The sequence below is a fragment of the Micromonospora humidisoli genome (assembly GCF_016900955.1).
Classification (GTDB): Bacteria; Actinomycetota; Actinomycetes; order Mycobacteriales; family Micromonosporaceae; genus Micromonospora; species Micromonospora wenchangensis.
This window is the reverse complement of the sequence record NZ_JAFEUO010000007.1, coordinates 244649-263234: the sequence shown is the minus strand read 5'-3', so window position 1 is coordinate 263234 and position 18586 is coordinate 244649. Positions and strand designations below refer to the sequence as shown.

15 protein-coding genes are annotated in these 18586 nt (G+C 74.3%); 5 read left to right on the top strand and 10 right to left on the bottom strand.

The features are described 5' to 3' along the window. Positions 1-43: 43 nt before the first annotated feature. Entirely contained in the window at positions 44-1063 is a 1020-nt protein-coding gene (locus tag JQN84_RS24870) for a methyltransferase (RefSeq protein ID WP_204960973.1), read from the top strand. Between the two features lie 32 nt (positions 1064-1095). On the opposite strand, the gene JQN84_RS24865 is transcribed toward JQN84_RS24870, so the two are convergent. The 4 genes from JQN84_RS24865 to JQN84_RS24850 are packed head-to-tail and all read right to left on the bottom strand — an operon-like array spanning position 1096 to position 5195. Then, positions 1096-2025, bottom strand: coding sequence for an acyl-CoA thioesterase (locus JQN84_RS24865; protein WP_204960972.1), 930 nt, complete (start codon positions 2023-2025; stop codon positions 1096-1098). Further along, positions 2022-3281 carry a glycosyltransferase gene (locus JQN84_RS24860; protein ID WP_204960971.1) on the bottom strand — a complete coding sequence of 420 codons (1260 nt, stop codon included), beginning with the start codon at positions 3279-3281 and terminating at the stop codon, positions 2022-2024. The genes JQN84_RS24865 and JQN84_RS24860 overlap by 4 nt, the downstream gene beginning before the upstream one ends. Next, positions 3244-4164, bottom strand: coding sequence for an SDR family oxidoreductase (locus tag JQN84_RS24855; protein WP_204960970.1), 921 nt, complete (start codon positions 4162-4164; stop codon positions 3244-3246). The genes JQN84_RS24860 and JQN84_RS24855 overlap by 38 nt, the downstream gene beginning before the upstream one ends. After that, entirely contained in the window at positions 4161-5195 is a 1035-nt protein-coding gene (locus JQN84_RS24850; RefSeq protein WP_204960969.1) for a ketoacyl-ACP synthase III family protein, read from the bottom strand. The genes JQN84_RS24855 and JQN84_RS24850 overlap by 4 nt, the downstream gene beginning before the upstream one ends. A gap of 328 nt (positions 5196-5523) precedes the next feature. On the opposite strand from JQN84_RS24850, the gene JQN84_RS24845 reads away from it, so the two are divergent. Beyond that, positions 5524-5802, top strand: a complete 279-nt coding sequence (locus JQN84_RS24845) for an acyl carrier protein (protein WP_145920544.1) — start codon at positions 5524-5526, stop codon at positions 5800-5802. A gap of 153 nt (positions 5803-5955) precedes the next feature. Here JQN84_RS24845 and JQN84_RS24840 read toward each other — a convergent pair whose 3' ends face one another. Further along, the gene (locus JQN84_RS24840; protein WP_204960968.1) at positions 5956-12411 is read right to left on the bottom strand and encodes a type I polyketide synthase; all 6456 of its coding nucleotides are present in this window, start codon (positions 12409-12411) and stop codon (positions 5956-5958) included. 334 nt (positions 12412-12745) lie between these two features. Here JQN84_RS24840 and JQN84_RS24835 point away from each other — a divergent pair, with 334 nt between their 5' ends. Together JQN84_RS24835 and JQN84_RS24830 are read left to right on the top strand one after the other, a co-directional pair. Further along, positions 12746-13567 carry a glycosyltransferase domain-containing protein gene (locus JQN84_RS24835; protein WP_204960967.1) on the top strand — a complete coding sequence of 274 codons (822 nt, stop codon included), beginning with the start codon at positions 12746-12748 and terminating at the stop codon, positions 13565-13567. Further along, the gene (locus JQN84_RS24830) at positions 13564-14262 is read left to right on the top strand and encodes a class I SAM-dependent methyltransferase (RefSeq protein WP_204960966.1); all 699 of its coding nucleotides are present in this window, start codon (positions 13564-13566) and stop codon (positions 14260-14262) included. Before JQN84_RS24835 ends, JQN84_RS24830 begins: the two co-directional genes overlap by 4 nt. Here JQN84_RS24830 and JQN84_RS24825 read toward each other — a convergent pair. Further along, a complete protein-coding gene (locus tag JQN84_RS24825; RefSeq protein ID WP_204960965.1) occupies positions 14252-15142 on the bottom strand; it encodes an NAD(P)H-binding protein in 891 nt (296 codons plus the stop codon). The two genes, JQN84_RS24830 and JQN84_RS24825, sit on opposite strands and share 11 nt — an antisense overlap. 71 nt (positions 15143-15213) lie before the next feature. Between JQN84_RS24825 and JQN84_RS24820 the strand changes: the two genes are divergently transcribed. Then, positions 15214-16137 carry a LysR family transcriptional regulator gene (locus tag JQN84_RS24820; RefSeq protein WP_239486099.1) on the top strand — a complete coding sequence of 308 codons (924 nt, stop codon included), beginning with the start codon at positions 15214-15216 and terminating at the stop codon, positions 16135-16137. A 46-nt stretch (positions 16138-16183) separates the two neighbouring features. Here the strand turns inward: JQN84_RS24820 and JQN84_RS24815 are convergent, their stop codons facing one another. The 4 genes from JQN84_RS24815 to JQN84_RS24800 form a co-directional block, all read right to left on the bottom strand. Beyond that, positions 16184-16444, bottom strand: a complete 261-nt coding sequence (locus JQN84_RS24815) for a hypothetical protein (protein WP_204960964.1) — start codon at positions 16442-16444, stop codon at positions 16184-16186. A gap of 125 nt (positions 16445-16569) precedes the next feature. Continuing rightward, entirely contained in the window at positions 16570-16980 is a 411-nt protein-coding gene (locus JQN84_RS24810) for a hypothetical protein (RefSeq protein ID WP_204960963.1), read from the bottom strand. A gap of 214 nt (positions 16981-17194) precedes the next feature. After that, a complete protein-coding gene (locus JQN84_RS24805; protein ID WP_204960962.1) occupies positions 17195-17869 on the bottom strand; it encodes a hypothetical protein in 675 nt (224 codons plus the stop codon). 135 nt (positions 17870-18004) lie between these two features. Then, a complete protein-coding gene (locus JQN84_RS24800) occupies positions 18005-18586 on the bottom strand; it encodes a TetR/AcrR family transcriptional regulator (protein WP_204960961.1) in 582 nt (193 codons plus the stop codon).

Here is an 18586-nt window from a genome sequence, read left to right as displayed (position 1 = left end):
CACTTCTCTGGACATTCACTAGAGTCTCAGTGGAGGGCCATCCGTGGCGCGTGACGACGACTACTTCCGCAAGCGGCTGCTGAACGTGCTCTGTGCCACCTGGACGGCGCAGGCGTGTTCGGTGTTCGCGCTGCTCGGACTGGCCGACCGGATCGCCGCGGGCACCACCGGCGGTGCCGACCTGGCGACCGCCGCCGGGGTGGACCCGGTGGCGTTACGCCGGCTGCTCGCCGCGCTCGCCGACGCCGGTGTCCTGCGCCAGACCGGCCCCGACGACTTCGTCCTGTCCGGTATGGGGGAATACCTGCGCACCGACGCCCCGGGTTCGGTACGCGACACGGCAGTCCTCTACGGCCAAGAGGTCTTCGCCTCGTTCGCCGGCCTGCTCGACACCGTACGCACCGGCCGCCCGGCCTTCACCGACCGCTTCGGCGAATCCTTCTACCAGTACCTGGGCGGACACCCCGAGCTGGCCGCGACGTTCAACGGGGCGATGTCCACCGCCCCGGAACCGCCACCGCCCCCCGCCCGGCTGTTCGACGACGCCCGGACGGTGGTGGACCTCGGCGGCGGCGACGGCGGCCTGCTCGCCGACCTCCTGCGGGCCCGTCCCGGGCTGCGCGGGGTCCTCGTCGAGCTGCCCGAGGCCGCCGCCCGGGCACGCGTCCGGCTCGCCACCGCCGGGGTGCTCGACCGGGTCGACATCGTCGTCGGCAGCTTCTTCGAGCAGGTGCCCACCGACGGGGACCGGTACGTGCTGCGGCGGGTCCTGCACAACTGGGACGACGGGAACGTCACCCGGGTGCTGTCCCGGGTGCGCACGGCGATGCCGGCCGGGGCGCGGCTGCTGGTGCTGGAGGAGTTGTTGCCCGCGCAGCCGCAGCGGGCCGGGGCCGGCGCGGGCACCTGGGGGGCGCCCCGCAACCGGATCGTCGATCTGCTGATGCTGGTCCTGATGGAGGGCCGGGACCGCACCGCGGCGGAGTACGGCCAACTCCTCGCCGACGCCGGCTTCGCCGTCACGGGCGTCACCGACGGCGTGATCGAGGCGGTCCCCGGCTGAGCGCGGCGGTGGGCCCGGCGTCGCTCCCCGGCTCAGCGGGCGGGCCGGGTCAACAGCAGCCCCTCCTGGGCCACCGTGGCCACCAGGTCGCCGTCGCGTGCGTAGAGGCGGCCGGTCGCCAGGCCACGACCGGCCCCCGCCCACGGGCTGTCGCAGTCGTAGAGCAGCCACTCGTCGGCCCGGCAGGGTCGGTGGAACCACACCGTGTGGTCGATGCTGACGCCGAGGTCACCCGGACCCCACTCGGTCGCGTGCCCGGCCACCATCGCGCTGAGCAGCAGGGGCAGATCCGAGATGAGCACCAGCGCGCCGGCGTGCAGCGACCCGTCGTCGGGCAGCCTCCCGGCGACCCGCACCCAGGCCCGGCGGTGCGCCTCGCCCGCCCGTTCCCCGACGGTCCGCGCCCCGGGCGGCGGGCCGAGGTACCTGGTCTCGAACGCGAACAGCATGTCCTGCACGGCGGCCAACCGGGCCGGCGCGTCGGCGAGCAGTTCGGCCAGGGTCGGCACCTCGTCCGGCGGCGGAACCTCGGGTGCCGGCCGCAGGTGCGCCGGCCCGACGCCGGGCTCGTGGAACGAGGCGGTCAGGAAGAAGATCGGGGTGTCCCGCTGGAGGGCGACCACCCGTCGGGTGGAGATGGACGGGCCGTCACGCAGGGTCTCGACCAGGTAGGTGACGGGCCTGCGGCTGTCGCCCGGCCGGGTGAAGGACGCGTGCAGCGAGTGCACCGGTCGACCGGGGCGCACGGTGTGCGCGGCGGCGGTCAGCGCCTGCGCGGCGATCAGCCCTCCGTACCGGCGGGTGCTGCCCCGCGTCGTACCGCGACCGGAGAACACCCCCGCGACGGGGACCAGGCGGTCCGTGGTGACCGTCGCGGGGTCGACGGGTGCCAGGTCGAGCAGTCCGACCACCTCCGCGACGACCGCCCGGGCACGGTCGGCGGCGGTCGCTGCGCCGCTCATCCGGCGAGGTACCTGTCGACCTCGTCGGCGGCGACGAGCGTGCCGTGCGGTTCCGCGCGCATCCGCTCGCCGAGCTGCGCCGCCCGCCGTCGCAGCGCAGCGGTGGTCAGGCGGGACATGCCCGCGAGCAACGCGTCCTCGGACAGGTCGGTGAACCGCACGTGCACACCGACGCCGAGCCGTTCCAGCTGGCGGCCCCAGAACGGCTGGTCGGCGTACGAGGAGCAGACCATCGTGGGGATGCCGGCGCGTACCCCGGCGGCGGTGATGCTGGCGCTGCCGTGGTGCACCACCATCGCGCAGTGCGGCAGCACCAGGTCGTAGTCCACGTAGGGCACCACCCGCAGCTCCGGCGACGTGGACGGCTCGACCCCGGCGAGGCCCCAACCCATGGCCACCAGGCCCCGCAGGCCCAACGACCGGCAGACCCGCCTGATCGACGCCATCATCGCGGCCGGGTCCGACACGTGCGTGCTGCCGAACGTCACCAGGACCGGAGGTTCACCAGCCGCCAACCATGCGGCCAGCTCCGGGTCGAGTGTGGACATGCCGGCGCGGTCCAGGTCGGCCGGGGTCAGCCGGAGGTCACCGACGATCGGACGGTAGGCGTCCCAGGTCAGGCCCGGCACCAGGGTGGGGCTGTAACCCTGCAGCTCCAACGGCCGCCGGAGCTGCTTCGGCGGCGGCGGCATCTCCGGGAGCCCGAGCTGGCGACGGAACTGGAACATCAGGTCGCGCCGGTACCGCCAGGCCCGTCGGGTGTAGTGCAGGTACGTCGCCCGGTTCGCCGCGGCGGTCGGCAGCGGGTCGACGGCCACCAGCGGATGCGGCACCACGTCGTTGGGCCGGGACGGGGTGAGGTCGTACGCGACGAGCGGGACGTCGTACGCCTCGGCCAGCGTCGCGGCCCACTGCTCGCTGACCACGGCGCAGACGATGGCCTCACTGCCGGCGGTGATCTCGATCGCCTCGTCGCCGAACCGACGGCCGTAGTCCCGGTACGCCTCGATCGTGATCTGCAGGAAGGAGTCGAGGGTGCTCTTGGTGACCCACTCCCGGCCCCGCTCGGTCTGCATCATCGACTGCTGGTTCCAGCCGACCGGCACCACGTCGAGCCCCAACTGTCGGGGCAGGTCCACCAGGTTCAGTGAGGCCGCGAGGCGTACCTCGTGGCCGTGGCGGGCCAGCTCGGCGGCGAGCGCGGTCAGCGGATAGACGTCACCGCGACTGCCGAGCGCCAGGACGGTGATGCGCATCGTCGTTCCCCTCCGGTCCTCGGTGCGGCGTCGACCCGTCGCCGGCGTCCAGGTCGGTGGAGAACGCGACCTGCCGCTGGTCCTCCAGCTCGGCCAGGCGCGCGGTCAGTCCGCGCCGGATCGTGGCGTACGCGTCGCTGCCCAGCGCGAGCCGCAGCGGGGCGGTCGGCCCGGTGGCGACATCGACCACGGCGGCGGCCATCTTCGCCAGGTCGCCCCGGCACGGCAGGCGACCGTCCTGCGCCCGGCGACGCAGGATCGCCGCCGGGGTGCCGGCGTAGGCGGGTGAGGCGGTGGTCAGCTCCTTGCTGCGCCCGAAGAACCCGGTGTGCACGGTGCCGGGCTCGACGATCGTCACGCCTATCCCGAAGCCCTTCACCTCGGCGGCCAGCGACTCGAAGAAGCCCTCCACGCCCCACTTGGTGGCGCAGTAGACGGCCGTGCCGGGCGAGCCCCGTTGCCCGGCCATGCTGGAGATCTGGATGATCCGCCCGCCCCCCTGCGCCCGCAGGTACGGCAGCGCCGCCCGGGCCAGGTGGATGGGCCCGGTCAGGTTCGTCCGGATCTGCCTGTCGACCTGCTCGCCGCTGGCCTCCTCGGCGGCGCCGACCAGCGCGTAGCCGGCGTTGCTGACCACCACGTCGAGGCGGCCGAGCGCCTGGGCGGCGGCGTCGACCACCTGCCGGACCTGCTCCGGGTCGGTGACGTCCAGCCGGGCCGTCCACAGGGTCCCCGACGCGGGGGGCCGCAGGTCGGCCAGGGTGCCCGGGTCGCGGGCGGTGGCCGCCACCGTCTCGCCCCGGGCGAGCAGTTCGGTCACCAGCGCCCGGCCGAGCCCGGTCGAGCTGCCGGTGACGAGCCAGGTACGCGGGGACACGGTCATGCCCCGGCCCACTCCGGGACGTCCAGGATCTCCAGGACCGCGCAGGACATGGTGGCCGGCGCGCCGCCGTACAGCAGCAGGTGGTCGCCGGCGGTGAGCTGCCCGGTGACCAGCAGGTGGTTGAGGGAGAGTAGCTGGTCGCTCGCGCCGGTGTGCCCGACGCCGCGGCCGAACTGCCAGGTGGTGCGCTCCATCGTGATGCCCAGCGGTTCCACCAGGTCGTGCTGCACCATGTACGCCGCCGCGTTCCCGCAGATCACCCGGGTCATGTCGGCCAGCTTGCGGTCCGCCTCGTCGAGCGTGCGGTCGATCAGGTCGAGCCGGGCCCGGTTGCGCAGTTCGTTGGCGTCGCTCAGCGACATCACGTTGGTGCGGAAGTACTCGGCCCGTTCGCGCATGTCGATCGTGCGGCCCTGGCCCGCCGCCGGGGGGTACAGCGGCTCGCCGCCCCGGTACAGCGGCTCCACCTCGGGCACCGCCACGCTGCCCACGGCGCACAGCCGGGCGAAGCCGTGGTCGCGGTCCAGCAGCAGCGCGCTGCCGGCGTCGCCCAGGATGAACCCGGGGGCCGAGTTCCACCTGTCGATCAGCGGTGAGCCGAGGTTCTCGGCCGTGGTCACCAGGACCGTCCGGTCCGCCGCCGCGCCGGCCAGGTGCCCGGCGGCGATCTCCAGCGCCGCGAACACGCCGTTGCAGCCCAACCGGACCTCGAACGCGGGGGCCGCCGTGCCGACGACCTCCCGCTGGATGTACGGGGCGGGCAGCCACATCTCCGGACCCTGGTGGTAGATGGAGGCGTGCAGCACCAGGCCGATCCCGCTCGGGTCGGCGGCGGCGCGGGTCAACGCCTGTCGGGCCGCGTGCACGGCCATCTCCGGCGGCGAGACGTCCCCGGCGATGCAGGCACCCGTCAGCCGGTTCTCCAGGTAGGCGGCCGGGCTGTAGTCGCCGCGCCGGGCGGCCTGCCCGGCGTCGGTCACGGGCGGCTGGAAGACACCCAGCCCGGACAGGTGAACGTTGGTGATCTTCAACCGCGTCTCCCGGGTCGGCCGGCCACGGCGTCACGTCCGCCTTTGGCAAGGACTGTAGTGGCCCCGCGCGGGCAGGCGGTGTACCCGACCTCGACGCCGGGCTGAGGACTGCTCGAATTCCGCTGCCGCTACGACTTCAGCACCCGTGGAGGCCATGTCCGGCGCATTGACCGGCGCGAGTGTCCGTTGGTAGCTTCGGCCCACTCATTTCGGAAATATGTCGTCGACCGACGTGATGACGCCGCGGGTCGTCGGTGACAGCCGATGACGACGTCGACCGACGCCGACCCCGCCGCCCCGCGCCATCCGAGAGGAAGGTAGCTCAACCATGTCAGCCGACGAGGTCCTGGCGTTCACCATGCAGGCGCTCCGCGAGATGAACTTCTACACCGACGACACCGGCCCCGACTCCATGCTGGGACCGTCCGGTGTGGACCTCGACTCGCTCGCCGTGTCCGAGCTCGCGCTGCGGGTCGAGGACCAGTTCGGCGTGACGTTCGACGACGACGACATCGAGACGCTCGCCATCATGACGCTCGGCGAGTTCGCCGCCGAGGTGGCCCGGCGTGCGGAGCTGATCCCGCAGGCCGACGCGGCACGCGGCTGACGGCGCACCGGGGCGACCGGCGCACGGGGCGACACCCCACGTACGACCCGGTGGCGGTGACCGGCACGCCCGCGGTCACCGCCACCACCCGTGCCCCGACCCGGGTGCGCCGAGAGCGGGTGCCCCGCCGTACCGCCCACCGGCCCGGCCCGGTCAGCGCCGGCCGGCCCCACCCAACTGGCTGAACACCTCACCTGCCAGGTCGGCGACGCTGTGGCCGCCGAGCATCTTCGCGATCGGCAGCAGCATCCCCAGGTCGCGCTGGACCCGGGTCCGGACCTCCACGGCCATCAGCGAGTCCAGGCCCTGCCGCTTGAGCGGACGCCGGGTGTGCACCTGAGCCGACGGCATGCCCAGCACCTCCGCGAGGACCTGGGCCAGGTAGCGTTCCACGGCGTCCCGGTCGGTCAGCGTGCCGGCCACCCCGGGCCCCGCCTGCGCGGTCCCCACCTCGCCGGCACGCGGCTGCCCGGGATGCGCAGGCGTGGCGTCGGAGACGTCCACCGGTCGCGCCGGGGCCGGGGCGGTCGGCGGCGACCCGGGGACGACGGCCGACGCGGCGGCGGGTACGGCGACGGCGGCGGGTACGGGTGCCGCGACGGCCGTGGGGTCGGCGAGCAGGTCGCGCAGCAGTGGAGAGGTCGCCGCGTCCGGGTGCGCGTCCGCCCACCGCCGCCAGTCCGCCGGCAGCACCACGCCGTGGGTGGCGTCGCGGGCCAGCAGCAGGCGCAGCGCCTCGATGCCCTCCCGGGGACTGAACGTGTCCATGCCGGCCGGGTTGATCGCCCGGCCGTGCTCCCGCCCGACCCGCGCCGGCATGCCTACCGACCAGAAGCCCCAGTTCACGCTGAGCGCGGTCAGCCCGGCGAGGCGGCGCTGGTCGGCCAGCGAGTCCAGGGCCGCGTTCGCAGCCGCGTACGCGCCGAGCATCGGGGAGCTGAGCACCGCCGAGCCCGAGGAGAACAGCACGAAGAAGTCCAGCGGCTGCTCGGCGAAGAGCCGGTGCAGCACGGCCGCGCCGGTGACCTTCGGGCGCAGGACCGCCGACATGGTCCGGTCGTCCAGCTCGGACAGGGCGCGGTACTCGATCACCCCGGCGGCGTGCACCACGCCCCGGATCGCCACCCCGTCCTCGCCGTGCCGCTCCACCACCGTCCGCATCGCCTCCTCGTCGGCCACGTCGACCGCCTCGTACGCCACCCGCACCCCGTGCCGGCGCAGCTCCGCCAGCCGGTCCGCGCCGCCGGTGCCGGAAAGCGGGGTACGCCCGGTGAGCACGATGTGCCGGGCCCCCTCGCGGACCAGCCAGTCGGTGACCACCAGGCCGAGGTCGCCGAGCCCGCCGGTCACCAGGTAGCCGGCTGTCGGATCGATGCGGACCGGCCGGTGCGGGACGGGTGGTGCGGCCGGCTGCGGCGCGGTCAGCTCCCCGACGGACACCAGCACCTTGCCGACGTGCCGGGCCTGGGCCATGTACCGGAACGCGCCGACCACGTCGGTCGCGGGAAAGACGCGGTGCGGCAGCGGTTCGAGCAGACCGGCCTGCACCAGGGCCAGGGTCTCCTGAAGGATCGCGCCGAGCCGACGCGGTTCGTTGAGCCCGAGGTCCACCACGTCGACCACGAAGAACGACGCCCCGCGCGCCAGCAGCCGCAGGTCGAGCCGGGTGCCCTCGACCAGGTCACGCCGGCTCAGCTCGACGTAGCGCCCCCGGTCGGCCAGCAACTCCACGCTGCGCAGCAGGCCCTCCCCCGCCTGCGTGTTGAGCACCACGTCGACGCCCTCGCCCCGGGTGGCGTCCCGGATCTCGTCGGCGAATCCGGTGCTGCGCGAGTCGGACACGTGCGCGACGCCCATCATCCGCAGCAGCGCGCGCTTGTCCGGGCTGCCCGCGGTGGCGTACACCTCGGCGCCGCGCCAGCGGGCCACCTGCACCGCCGCCAGGCCCACCCCGCCGGTGGCGTGGTGGATCAGCACCCGTTCACCGGGCCGCACCTGCGCCAGGTGCACCAGCGAGTGGTACGCGGTGACCATGGCCACCGGCACGGTGGCGGCCTCCTGCGCGGTGAGCCTGGCCGGCCGCCGGCGCACCAGGTGCGCGTCGACGCAGAGGTGGCCGGCGGCGGGTGAACGCAGCGAGATGGCCACCACCTCGTCGCCGGGCCGCAGTCCGGCCACGCCCGGTCCGACCCGGGTGACCGTGCCGGCGCACTCGCCGATCACGCTCGCGGGCTGGTCGGACAGGCGCGGATACAGGTCCATGGCGATCAGCACGTCGCGGTAGTTCAGGGCGAGGTGGTCGGCGCGGACCTCCACCTCGCCCGGCCCCGGCGGCCGGCGCGGCACCGGCACCAGGCGCACCCCGTCGAGCAGGCCGGGCGAGGTGACCTGGATCTGGTGGGTGACGTCGGCGTCGTCCGGCCGGGCGGTGGGCGTGGGCAGCAGGCGGGCGGCGTACCGCCGGCCGTCACGCAGCGCCACCTGGTCCTCCGGTCCGACACCTGCCAGTTCCCGGTCCAGCGCGGCGGCGAGTTCGGCGGGTGGACCCGCCGGGTCCAGGTCGACCAGCACGCAGCGCAGTTCCCGGTGCTCGTGGGCGACGACCCGGCCCAGGCCCCAGAGCGCGCCCTGCCACATCGACACGGTCCGGTCGGCGTCGCGCACCCGGTGCGCGCCCCGGGTGCCCAGCGACAGCCGGGGCGGCTCGGGCAGACCGGCGTCGGCGAGCGCCCGCAGCAGCCGCAGGACGCTGCCGCAGCCGAGGCGTTCGGCCTCCCCGGCCGCCTGCTGCGCCGACTCGGAGCCGTCGGGCTGCGCGTCCAGCGTCCAGAGGTGCACCACCTCGGTCGGCGCGAGACCGTCGAACCCGGCCCGGACGTCGGCGAGCAACCGCCGGTACTGCGCCGGTGCCGTCGGGTCGATCTCGTACCGGTCGGCCGCCAGCCGTTGGTACCCGTCGCCCGCGAACACCCGGACGTCGGCGGGCAGGGCGGCACCGACGCCGGACCGGTCGGCGAAGACCAGCCGGCGGTCGGCCGGCCGGTGCGGGTCGGACAGCGCCGGAAGCGGCTGCCAGCGCAGCTCGTGGAACCACCCGTCGGGGTCGCGCACCGAGTCCGGGGGCTGCAGGTACTGCAGGCGCAGTCCCTCGATCTCGACGATCACCCGGCCGTCGGCGTCGGCCACCACGAGGTCGCCGCAGACCGAGTCGGACCGCCAGGCGGTGACCGCGACGGCGTGCGCCCAGCCGGGGACGCCCGGGTCGGGGTGGACCGTCACCGCGTCGATGCCGCCCAGGACGAACGCCGACGACAGGTCCCCGGCCGGGATCAGCGACGCGAGGACCTGCCCGCAGGCGTCCAGCAGCGCCGGGTGGCAGGTGTACCCGGTCGGGTCGACCCCGGCGGGCACCTCGATGCGGCCCAGGGCCTGCCCGTCGCCCGTCCAGAGTTCCGCGATGCCCTGGAACGCGCCCCGCCACTCGTTGCCCCGGGCGGCGAACCGGCGGTAGAAGTCGACCCCGGTCAGGTGGTCGGGGCAGGCGGCGCGGGTCGCCTCCAGCGGCAGCCGACGCCGTCCGGGCGGCGCGGTGCGGGTCACCGTCGCGGTGACGTGCGTCGTGTCCGCCCCGGTCACCGCCACGTCCCAGGTGTCGGGTCCGCGCGGGGTGAACGTGGTGGACAGCGCGGGCGGCGGCTGGTCCGGACGCAGGAACAGCCCGTCGAGGTAGCGGATGTCGCGCAGCACGGGTGTCTGTCCGCCGCAGACCCCGGCGGCGGCGGTGTTCAGCAGCTCGACGTACGCGGTGCCCGGCAGGACCACGGTGCCCTGCACCCGGTGGTCGAGCAGGTACGGCTCGCGGGCCGGGTCGACGACCCGGTCCACGCGGTGCGGGGCCGGTTGTCCGGCCGGGGTCGGGGCGAGCCAGTACCGCTGGCGCTGCCACGGGTAGGACGGGAGCCGCACGTAGCGGGGCGGGGGCCCGCCGACCACCCGGTGCCAGTCGACCGGGCAGCCGGCGCGGTGCAGGGCGGCGACGGTGTCGAGCAGGCTGACCCGCTCCGGCTCGTCGCGACGCAGGCAGCCGACGGCGACACCGTCGGTCCCGGCCGCCGCCAGGGTTTCCTGGATGGCCGGCAGCAGGATGGGGTGCGGGCTGATCTCGACGAACACCGTGTCGCCCGAGCCGGCGAGGTGTGCCACCGCGGCCCCGAACCGCACCGGTTCGCGCAGGTTACGGATCCAGTAGGCGGCGTCCCACCCGGAGCCGTCGCAGGGGGCGTCGTCCACGGTGGAGTACAGCGGGACGTGACCCGCGTGGGGGGTGATGTCACCGAGGTCGGCCAGCAGTTCGTCGCGGAGCTGGTCCATCTGCGGGCTGTGCGAGGCGACGTCGACCCTGACCTGCCGGCAGAACACGCCACGCTCGTCGAGGCCCGCGACGATGGTCGCCAGCGCCTGCGGGTCGCCGGAGAGGACGGTCGAGGTGGGGCTGTTGCTGACCGCCACGGAGACGAGGTGCCCGTGGCCGGCCAGGGCGGCCTGGGCCTCGGCGGCGGACAGCTCCACCGAGTACATGACGCCCTGCCCGGCGACGGTGCGCAGCAGCCGGCTGCGCCGGCAGATGACCGCGCCGGCGTCGGCGAGGCTGAGCGCGCCCGCCGCGCCCGCCGCCGCCACCTCGCCCATGCTGTGCCCGACCACGTGGTCGGGTTCGATGCCCCAGTCGCGCAGCACCGCGCACAGCGCGGTCTGCATCGCCCACAGGGTCGGCTGGACGGTGTCGATGGACGCCGGGGCATCGGTCTCCCCGGTCAGCCGGGCCAGCAGCGACCAGCCGACCTCGGCGCGGATCACCTCGTCGCAGCGGGTGAGCGTGTCGCGGAAGACCGACGAGCGGGCCAGCAGTTCCCGGCCCATGCCGTCCCACTGCGAGCCCTGTCCGGGGAAGACGAAGACGACCGTGGGCCGGTCGTCGTCCACCGGTGCGGACGCGGTGACGCCGAGCCGGGGGCGGGACTCACCGGCGGCGTACGCCAGCAGCCGCTCGACCAGGTCGTCGGGTGACGCGCCGACGGCGGTCAGCCGGTTCTCGTGGTGGTCGCGGCGGGTGGCCGCGCTGAAGCACACGTCGCGCAACGGCAGGTCCCGTCCGCCGCCGCCCGGCCCGAGGAACCGCGCGTAGTCGGTGGCGAGGGCGGTGAGCGCCTCCCGGTCGGGTGCGGAGAGCACCAGGAGCTGCGCGTCGTCCCCGTCGTCGCCGGCCCGGTCGGCGGGTGCGGGTGCGGTGTACTCGCCGAGCACCACGTGGGCGTTGGTTCCGGAGATGCCGAACGAGCTGACCCCGACCAGGCCCGGCCGGCCGGTCTGCGGCCAGGGGGTGCGCTCCCGTACCAGTCGTAGCCGCAGCCCCGCCCAGTCGACCGCGCCGGTCAGCTCGGCGGCGTGCAGGCTCGGCGGGATCTCCCGGTGCTGGAGCGCGAGCACCGCCTTGACGACCCCGGCCAGCCCGGCGGCCGCCTCGGTGTGGCCGATGTTCGTCTTGACCGAGCCGACCAGGCAGTGCCCGTCCCGTCCCGCGCCGGCCACCGCGCCGAGGGCACCCAGCTCCACCGGGTCACCGGCCGGGGTCCCGGTGCCGTGCGCCTCGACGTAGTCCACCAGCGCGGCGGACACGCCCGCGTCGGCGTACGCCGCGCGCAGCGTCTCCTCCTGGCCGGCCTGGGAGGGCGTGAGCAGGTAGCCGCCGGACTGGCCGTCGTTGCCGACCGCCGACCCCCAGATCACCGCGTGGACGGCGTCGCCGTCGGCCTCGGCGCGGTCCAGTGGTTTGAGCACCAGCACCGCCACCCCCTCGCTGCGGACGAACCCGTCGCCGTGGGCGCTGCCGAACTTGCACCGGCCGTCGGCGGCGAGCATCCGGGCCGCCGAGAACGGGATGGTCTCCTCGGGGGCGAGGACCAGGTTCACCCCGCCGGCCAGGGCCAGTTGGGTCTCCCCGTTGCGCACGCTCTGGTAGGCCAGGTGCAGCGCCGCCAGGCTGGAGGAGCAGGCGCAGTCCACCGCCATGCTGGGGCCGCGCAGGTCGAAGGCGAAGGACACCCGGCCGGCCAGGAAGCTGCGCGCGCCGCCGGTCGCCGCGTGCAGGTCCAGCACCGACGCGTCGTTCAGCAGGTTCCCGTACGCCGACGACATGCCGCCGACGTAGACGCCGGTGCGGGTGGTGGACAGCCGGTCGCGGGTCAGACCCGCGTCGGCCAGCGCCTCGGCCGCGGTCTCCAGCAGCAGCCGCTGCTGGGGGTCCATCCGTTCCGCCTCCCGGGGCGCCACCCCGAAGTAGCCGGCGTCGAACTGGTCGATCTGGTCGAGGAAGCCGCCCCGGCGGCTGACGATCCGGTTCGGGGTGCCCGGTCGCGGGTCGTGGTAGGCGTCGATGTCGTACCGGCTGGCCGGCACGTCGGTGATCGCGTCTGCGCCGTCGCTGAGCAGACGCCAGAACTGCGCCAACCCGTCGGCGCCGGGGAACCGGCAGCCGATGCCCACCACGGCGACCGGTGTCCCGCCCGGTGTCCCGGCCCGCGTGCGCGCCGACTCGTCCCGTCCGGTCATCCGCCCCGCCTCTCTCGGCGTCCGTGTGCTGACTGCGACCCGAGTCTTCCGGCCACCGCTCGGAAACGACTTGAGAAACCACGGACGCCGGTGGGCAGACCCGCTCGTCTTCCGGTCGGGGCCGCCGGCACGGGGCCCCGCCCGGCCGTGGCCGGCGGTGGCCTCGTCCTTGAGAACGGCTCGACGACGGGCCGGGGACGGGTGCCGGCTGTCGACAACGACGGCCGTGGATCGATAGTTTGACAGCCGGTCCGTCCCGGCCCACAGGTCGGGCACCAGGGCGCATCCGGTGCGGTCCAACGGCACGAACCACCAGCACGATTGGACGCCGACCATGCGGGTCATCACCATCGCCACCGACCTCGACCACCCCTTCCTGCGGCGGCTGCTGGAGCCGTCCTGCGCGGCGGTGGGGCTCGAACTGGTCGTCCTGGAAGGACGGCAGAAGGGGTTCCGGCCCCGGGACAAGCGGGCGCTGCTGACCGACTACCTCGCCCGGCACGTGGCACCAGACGAGCTGGTGCTGTTCACCGACGCGTACGACACGCTCCTGCTGCGCGGGGAGCAGTACATCCGCACGGCGTACGCGGGTTTCCCGCAACGGGTGGTGTTCAGCGCCGAGCCGAACAGCTGGCCGATGGGCCCCGTCGGTCTCGCGTTGCACGAGGACCCGCCCGTCGGCCCGTACCCGTATCTCAACAGCGGCGGTTTCCTCGGGCCCGCCGGTGACCTCCTGGCCCTGTGCGCGGCGTATCCGGACCCCCCGAGCGGGCGTTTCCCGCTGCTGAACCGGCTGCGGGCGCACCAGGTCGACACGGACCGGCTGCACGGCACGAGCGACCAGTACTACTGGACCCTCGTGCAGCTCCTCGAACCGGACACCGTCGGGCTCGACCACGGGGCCGTCCTGTTCGAGAACTTCGCGCCCAGGGTCAGCAACTTCTGCGAGCTGAACCGCTGGACCGACGACTTCCGCACCCACGGCAGGCAGTCGGCCAGCTACCGGCGGGAACGCTCCCGGCTCCTGTCGCGGCTGCGCACGCCCAGCGGGGCGGCCCAGGTGCACTTCGCCTCCGCCCTGGCCAAGACGGTGGTCCTCGACCTGCTCGACGAGGATCTGCTGCCCTCCTGGCTGGTGGGGATGGTGGCACGGTGACCGCGCGACCGGAGTACGAGCAGCGCCACCGTCCGTCGCTGCAACGCAACGAACTCCAGCGCAACGACCTGCTGGCCATGCAGGCGCTGGCTCCGCTGTCACTGACGTACCTGCCGTGGAGCGCGAGCGCCATGCGCCCGAGCGGGGTCGTCGCGGTGCTCAACGAGATCATGGTGAACCGGCGGCGGTGCGTCGTCGAACTGGGCGGCGGGGTCTCCACCTTCTATCTCGGCCGGCTGCTGCGGCAGCGCGGCGGGCACCTGTGGACGGTGGAGCACGACGGGCGCTGGGCGGAACTGCTCGGTCAGGAGCTGGCCGACGAGGGCCTGGCCGACGTGGTGACCGTGGTGCACGCCCCGCTGACGTCGGTGCCGGCGTCGTGGCCGGGCGAGGAGTCGACCTGGTACGCGCCGGAGCGGCTGCGGGAGATGACCGCGGGCCGCCCCGTCGACCTGCTGCTCGTCGACGGGCCGCCCGCCCACCAGAGCGGGTACGCGCACGCCAGGTATCCCGCCGGTCCCTTCTTCGCGCCGCTGCTCGCCGAGGATTTCGCCGTCGTGCTCGACGACATCGACCGGCAGGGTGAGCAGGACATCATGCAATGCTGGGAGGAGGAGCTGGGGGTGACGTTCGAGCACCGCCCGACCAACGGCCGGATCGGCATCGGCCGCCCCGGTCCCGCGTTCACGGTGTGAGCGGGGCCTGCCGCTGCGCGACGGCGGGCGCGAGCGTCGACGCGCACCACTGCCGGAAGGTGGTCCCGCCGTCCCCGCCGGGCGCGGGCGGGTAGACGCCGGCGGCCTGCGCGCGGGCCATCTCGACCATGGCGTCGACGACCGCCGGGCTGGCTCCGGCCGCCGTGTACCGGGCACGGTGGTCCTCGAACGTGGCCCGGTGGTAGGTGACCGGGCGGCCGAGCGTCTCGGAGATGATCTGTGCCAGCTCGCGGGGAGTGTGGTCGACGGGCTGCCGGACGGGGACGCCGGCCCGGCCGGTCCAGGTGCGGTCGGTGAGCAGTGCCGTGGCCGCGGCGGCGATGTCGGCGGTGGCGACGGCGGGCAGCGGCGCGTCGGGGTCGGCGGGGAGCACGAACCTGCCCTCGTCGCGGATCAGATCGACCTGGCGCAGCAGGTTCTCCATGAAGAACGGTGGCTGAAGGGAGCGGTAGGCGGCCCCGCTGTCCTCCAGCGCCGAGTCCATCGCCCAGGCCGCCGCGAGCAGCCCCGACGGGCCGGTGAAGCCGCGGCCGAGTGAGGAGACCGCGACGACCCGGGATACGCCGTGGGCCCGGACGGCGGCCGCGATCGGGCGGGCGAAGCGGAGGTAGTGCTCGGTCACGTCCGGGGCGGTGTAGTCGGGCGGCACGAGCACGAACAGCGCCCCGGCGTCGGCCAGCGCGGTGTCGAGCACGGCGGGGTCGGCGTGGGAGCCGGCGACCACCTCGGCGTCGGTGCGCAGGTGCTCGGGCAGGCGGGCGGGGTCGCGGGCGACGAGGCGCAGCGGCGCGCCGGTGGCGTGCAGACGGGCGGCTACGGCGGCACCGATGGTGCCCGTGGGGGTCGTGACGACGATCATGACGCCCATCGTCACGCGGTGGGCGTCATGGTGAGAAGGACCGGTTCGGGCGCGATCATTACCCTGGGGGCATGAATCACGTGGAGTCGAGGGCGCTGCGCTACTTCGTGGCCGTCGCCGAGGAACTCAACTTCACCCGGGCGGCCCGCCGGCTCGGCATCGCCGCACCGGCGCTGTCCAGGGCGGTCGCCGGCCTGGAGACGGACCTCGGCGTACGGCTGTTCGCGCGCACCACCCGCAGCGTCCGCCTCACCGAGGTGGGCGCGCTGCTCCTGGCCGACGCGCGGGCGGCGCTCGTCGCGCTCGACGCCGCCACCCTGCGGGCCCGCCGGGCGGCCGGGGTGACTGACGGCAGGCTGGTGCTCGCGGTGAAGGCCGACGTCGAGGCGGGGCTGCTGGAGGACGTGCTCGCGGCGTACGCCACCGAGCCGGCGGCGGTGCCGGTCGAGGTCGTGTTCACCGGCTGGCGGGAACAGCCCCGGCTGCTGCGTGCGGGCGAGGCCGACGTGGCGATCGTCGTCGAGCCGTTCGACACCGACGGGCTGGACGTCGAGCCGCTGCTGCGGGAGCCGCAACTGCTGGCGCTGCCGGCCGGTCACCCGCTCGCCGGGTCACCCCGGCTGCGGCTGGCCGACGTCGAGGCGGGCCACCGGCCGGCGGTCCCCGGCGCGCACGTCTACGTACGGCACGGGGAGCAGCGGCCGCCGTTCGGGGACATGGTGCAGATGCTGCGGCAGATCGAACTCGGACGGATGGTCGCGCTGTTGCCCGCCTCGGTGGCCGCGCGCAACGCCCGGCCGCAGTTGACCTGGCGGCCGGTCGAGGACGCGCCGGAGGCGGCCTTCGCGGTGGCCTGGCCGCAGCATTCGCATTCGCTGGCGGTGGCGGCGTTCGTCCGGATCGCCACCGCCGTCGCCGCTGACCGCCCGGCCGACGCCTGTACGCTGCGGGCGACCGGGGCGACCGACTCCGGACAGGTGCGGGTCGTCCCCTGACCGGCCGACCAGAGCCGTCAGGCCGGGCAACAGGCAACCGGGGCTCTCAGCCCGCGATCGAGGCCCGGAAGTACCAGCCGTTGTACTGGCTGTCGGGCAGGGTGCGGTAGACGCAACTGTTGGCGACCTCGCCCCAGTAGCTGGCGTCGATGCGCCACTGCTCGCACTCCTCGTACGTGGCGAAGGCCCCGTTCCAGTCCCACGGCACGGCGGCGGCCGGGGCCGGCTGGACGGTGAAACTGACGGCGGCAGCCGCGGTGGCGACCACCGCGAGTCGGGTGAACCGGCGGCGCATCGGCTGGGGCATGGGGGTCCTTCCGCAGGGGTGACGGGACTGCGACCGATCGTAGATCCACAGTGGCCGATCGCTGATCCACCGTTCGGCCAACCCCCGGGAGGGCGGCGCGGGGCGGCCGGGCCGTACGGGAGGTGTCAGTCGTGGACGCCGACGTGGAAGTTGAAGACCGCACCGTTGCGCTTGAGGGTGAGGTTCCACTTCCCACCGTCCTTCAGCACCACCGGGTTGGAGGTCGGATACCGCTGGAGGAACCAGTCCTCCAACCGCTGCGCCTCCGTGGCGGCGAGCACCCCGACCTCCCCGATCGCCGCCGCGTGGTGCGGTTCCTGGTTGCAGCCGGCGTTGAACCGGTAGCTGCTGTCGCGGTTCCACCGGCCGCTGCCGAGCATCGTGACCGTCACCGGGCCGGAGTGCTGGAACGCCAACTGCGGGACCGCGGGATCGGCGACGACCACGCCGGGTGGCGTCTCCAGGGACGGGAACGGCACCGCCACCGTCTCGATGACGGCCTGCGATGCCCAGTTGAAGTCGACCTCGAACGGCATGCCCATCCTCCTGACCGGGGTGTCCCGTCCGCCGGCCTGTCGCGACGGCACGTCGACGTGACCCATCATGGGCGGGACCCCTCGTCACATGGCGGCTACTGTCCGTGCCCGGACACTGCCGACCAACCGACAGCGTCCGGCACGGACCCGGCCCGGCGGGCGGTGGCGACGCCGACCGTCGGTGGCGGACCGGTCGTCGCGCCGCCGGCCGTCGTCAGCAGGCGGCGCGCTGGCCGGAGTAGTGGACGCCGATCCGGCCGACCACGGTCAGGTCGGTCAGGGCGGTGTCGGCGGCACGGTTGACGTAGCAGGAGTACCGGTGCTGGTTGATCACCTCAAGGTGGATGTGCGCGCCGCTGTCCCCGTTGACCTGGTAGCAGCTGGAGTACCGGAACCGGCCGGTCTCGCCGAGCTTGGTCCACGGGCCGACCGAGGCGCCGACGACCACACCGCCGGGCTTGTTGTTCACGTGCATCACGTCCGCCCGGCCGACGACCCCGCCGGTCGTGGTGTCCCGGGCCTCCAGCCCGATCCGGTAGCCGCCGTCGGCGAGGTTGCCGGTCGCGCAGCCCGGCCGGACGGTGACCACGGTGACCGCGACCGGGTGCCCGGCCGCGGTCTTGGTGCCGAACGGGGAGACCACGGTGGCCCCCGGGTTGCGGTAGATGTCGACCGCCCAGTCGTTGGTGTAGCCCCAGTTGCCGAACACGATGTGGTGGTTGGCCGGCCCGGACCCGCCGAACCTGTTCCAGGTGGACGAGTCCTGGATCGGCGGGTAGACCCCGATCGCGTCGGCGGTGTCGTGCGCGGCGGCCGGGGTCGCCGGTACGGCGACGGCTCCCAGCACGAGCGCGAGTGCGCCGAACGTACGGGCGATGCGGAACCTCATCGTGCCTCCGAAGGGTGTGCGGAGCGGAACGAAACCACCTCGCCGATCGACGAGAGTGGATGAGGATACCGCCTGTGGCGGGACGTCGACAGCCGCCGACGTCGCGACCGGGACGGGCCGCGCCGGTCGCCCGGCTCAGGGCATGAACGTCTCCCACAGGTGCGGGTGCCGGGTCAGGTGCAGCAGCCGTTCCAGCAGTCGTCGGTGGGCCGGGGTGTGCGTCGGGGCCCCCCACAGGGGCGCGCTTCCCATGCCGTCCGCCGCCGCGACCACGAGCGCCAGCACGTCGGCGGGCAGCCCGTCGGCGGCGAGGGCCGCCGCCAGCCGTTCCGCGTCGGCGCGGGCGAGTTCGGCGACCGCGGGCAGCGTCATGAGCTGGGTGACCAGCGCCATCGAGGCGCGTACGGCGGCGTCGTCGTCGGCGGGGGCGACCGACGCGCGTAGGTAGGCCCGGGTCAGCCGTCCCGGTGCGGTGTCCGTGGGGTCCAGCGCGGCGTCGATGCCGGCCTGGAAGGAGGCGAGCTGGTCGCGGGCCAGTTCCAGGATCAGGTCGTCCTTGCTGGCGAAGTGGTAGATCAGGCCGCCCTTGGACACGCCGGCGAAGCGGGCGATGTCGTCCAGCGAGGCGTGGATCCCCCGGGCGCGGACGACGTCCGCGGCGGCGTCCAGCAGGGCACGTCGGGTGTCCTGCGGCGACCGGCCGGCTGTGCGTCCCAC

Excerpts from the sequence above, each read along its gene's own strand:
- JQN84_RS24860 (WP_204960971.1), bottom strand. The coding sequence starts at position 3,281 with ATGCGCATCACCGTCCTGGCGCTCGGCAGTCGCGGTGACGTCTATCCG.
- JQN84_RS24865 (WP_204960972.1), bottom strand. The coding sequence starts at position 2,025 with ATGAGCGGCGCAGCGACCGCCGCCGACCGTGCCCGGGCGGTCGTCGCG.
- JQN84_RS24840 (WP_204960968.1), bottom strand. The coding sequence starts at position 12,411 with ATGACCGGACGGGACGAGTCGGCGCGCACGCGGGCCGGGACACCGGGC.
- JQN84_RS24810 (WP_204960963.1), bottom strand. The coding sequence starts at position 16,980 with ATGCCGTTCGAGGTCGACTTCAACTGGGCATCGCAGGCCGTCATCGAG.
- JQN84_RS24805 (WP_204960962.1), bottom strand. The coding sequence starts at position 17,869 with ATGAGGTTCCGCATCGCCCGTACGTTCGGCGCACTCGCGCTCGTGCTG.
- JQN84_RS24825 (WP_204960965.1), bottom strand. The coding sequence starts at position 15,142 with ATGATCGTCGTCACGACCCCCACGGGCACCATCGGTGCCGCCGTAGCC.
- JQN84_RS24835 (WP_204960967.1), top strand. The coding sequence starts at position 12,746 with ATGCGGGTCATCACCATCGCCACCGACCTCGACCACCCCTTCCTGCGG.
- JQN84_RS24815 (WP_204960964.1), bottom strand. The coding sequence starts at position 16,444 with ATGCCCCAGCCGATGCGCCGCCGGTTCACCCGACTCGCGGTGGTCGCC.
- JQN84_RS24855 (WP_204960970.1), bottom strand. The coding sequence starts at position 4,164 with ATGACCGTGTCCCCGCGTACCTGGCTCGTCACCGGCAGCTCGACCGGG.
- JQN84_RS24820 (WP_239486099.1), top strand. The coding sequence starts at position 15,214 with ATGAATCACGTGGAGTCGAGGGCGCTGCGCTACTTCGTGGCCGTCGCC.
- JQN84_RS24845 (WP_145920544.1), top strand. The coding sequence starts at position 5,524 with ATGTCAGCCGACGAGGTCCTGGCGTTCACCATGCAGGCGCTCCGCGAG.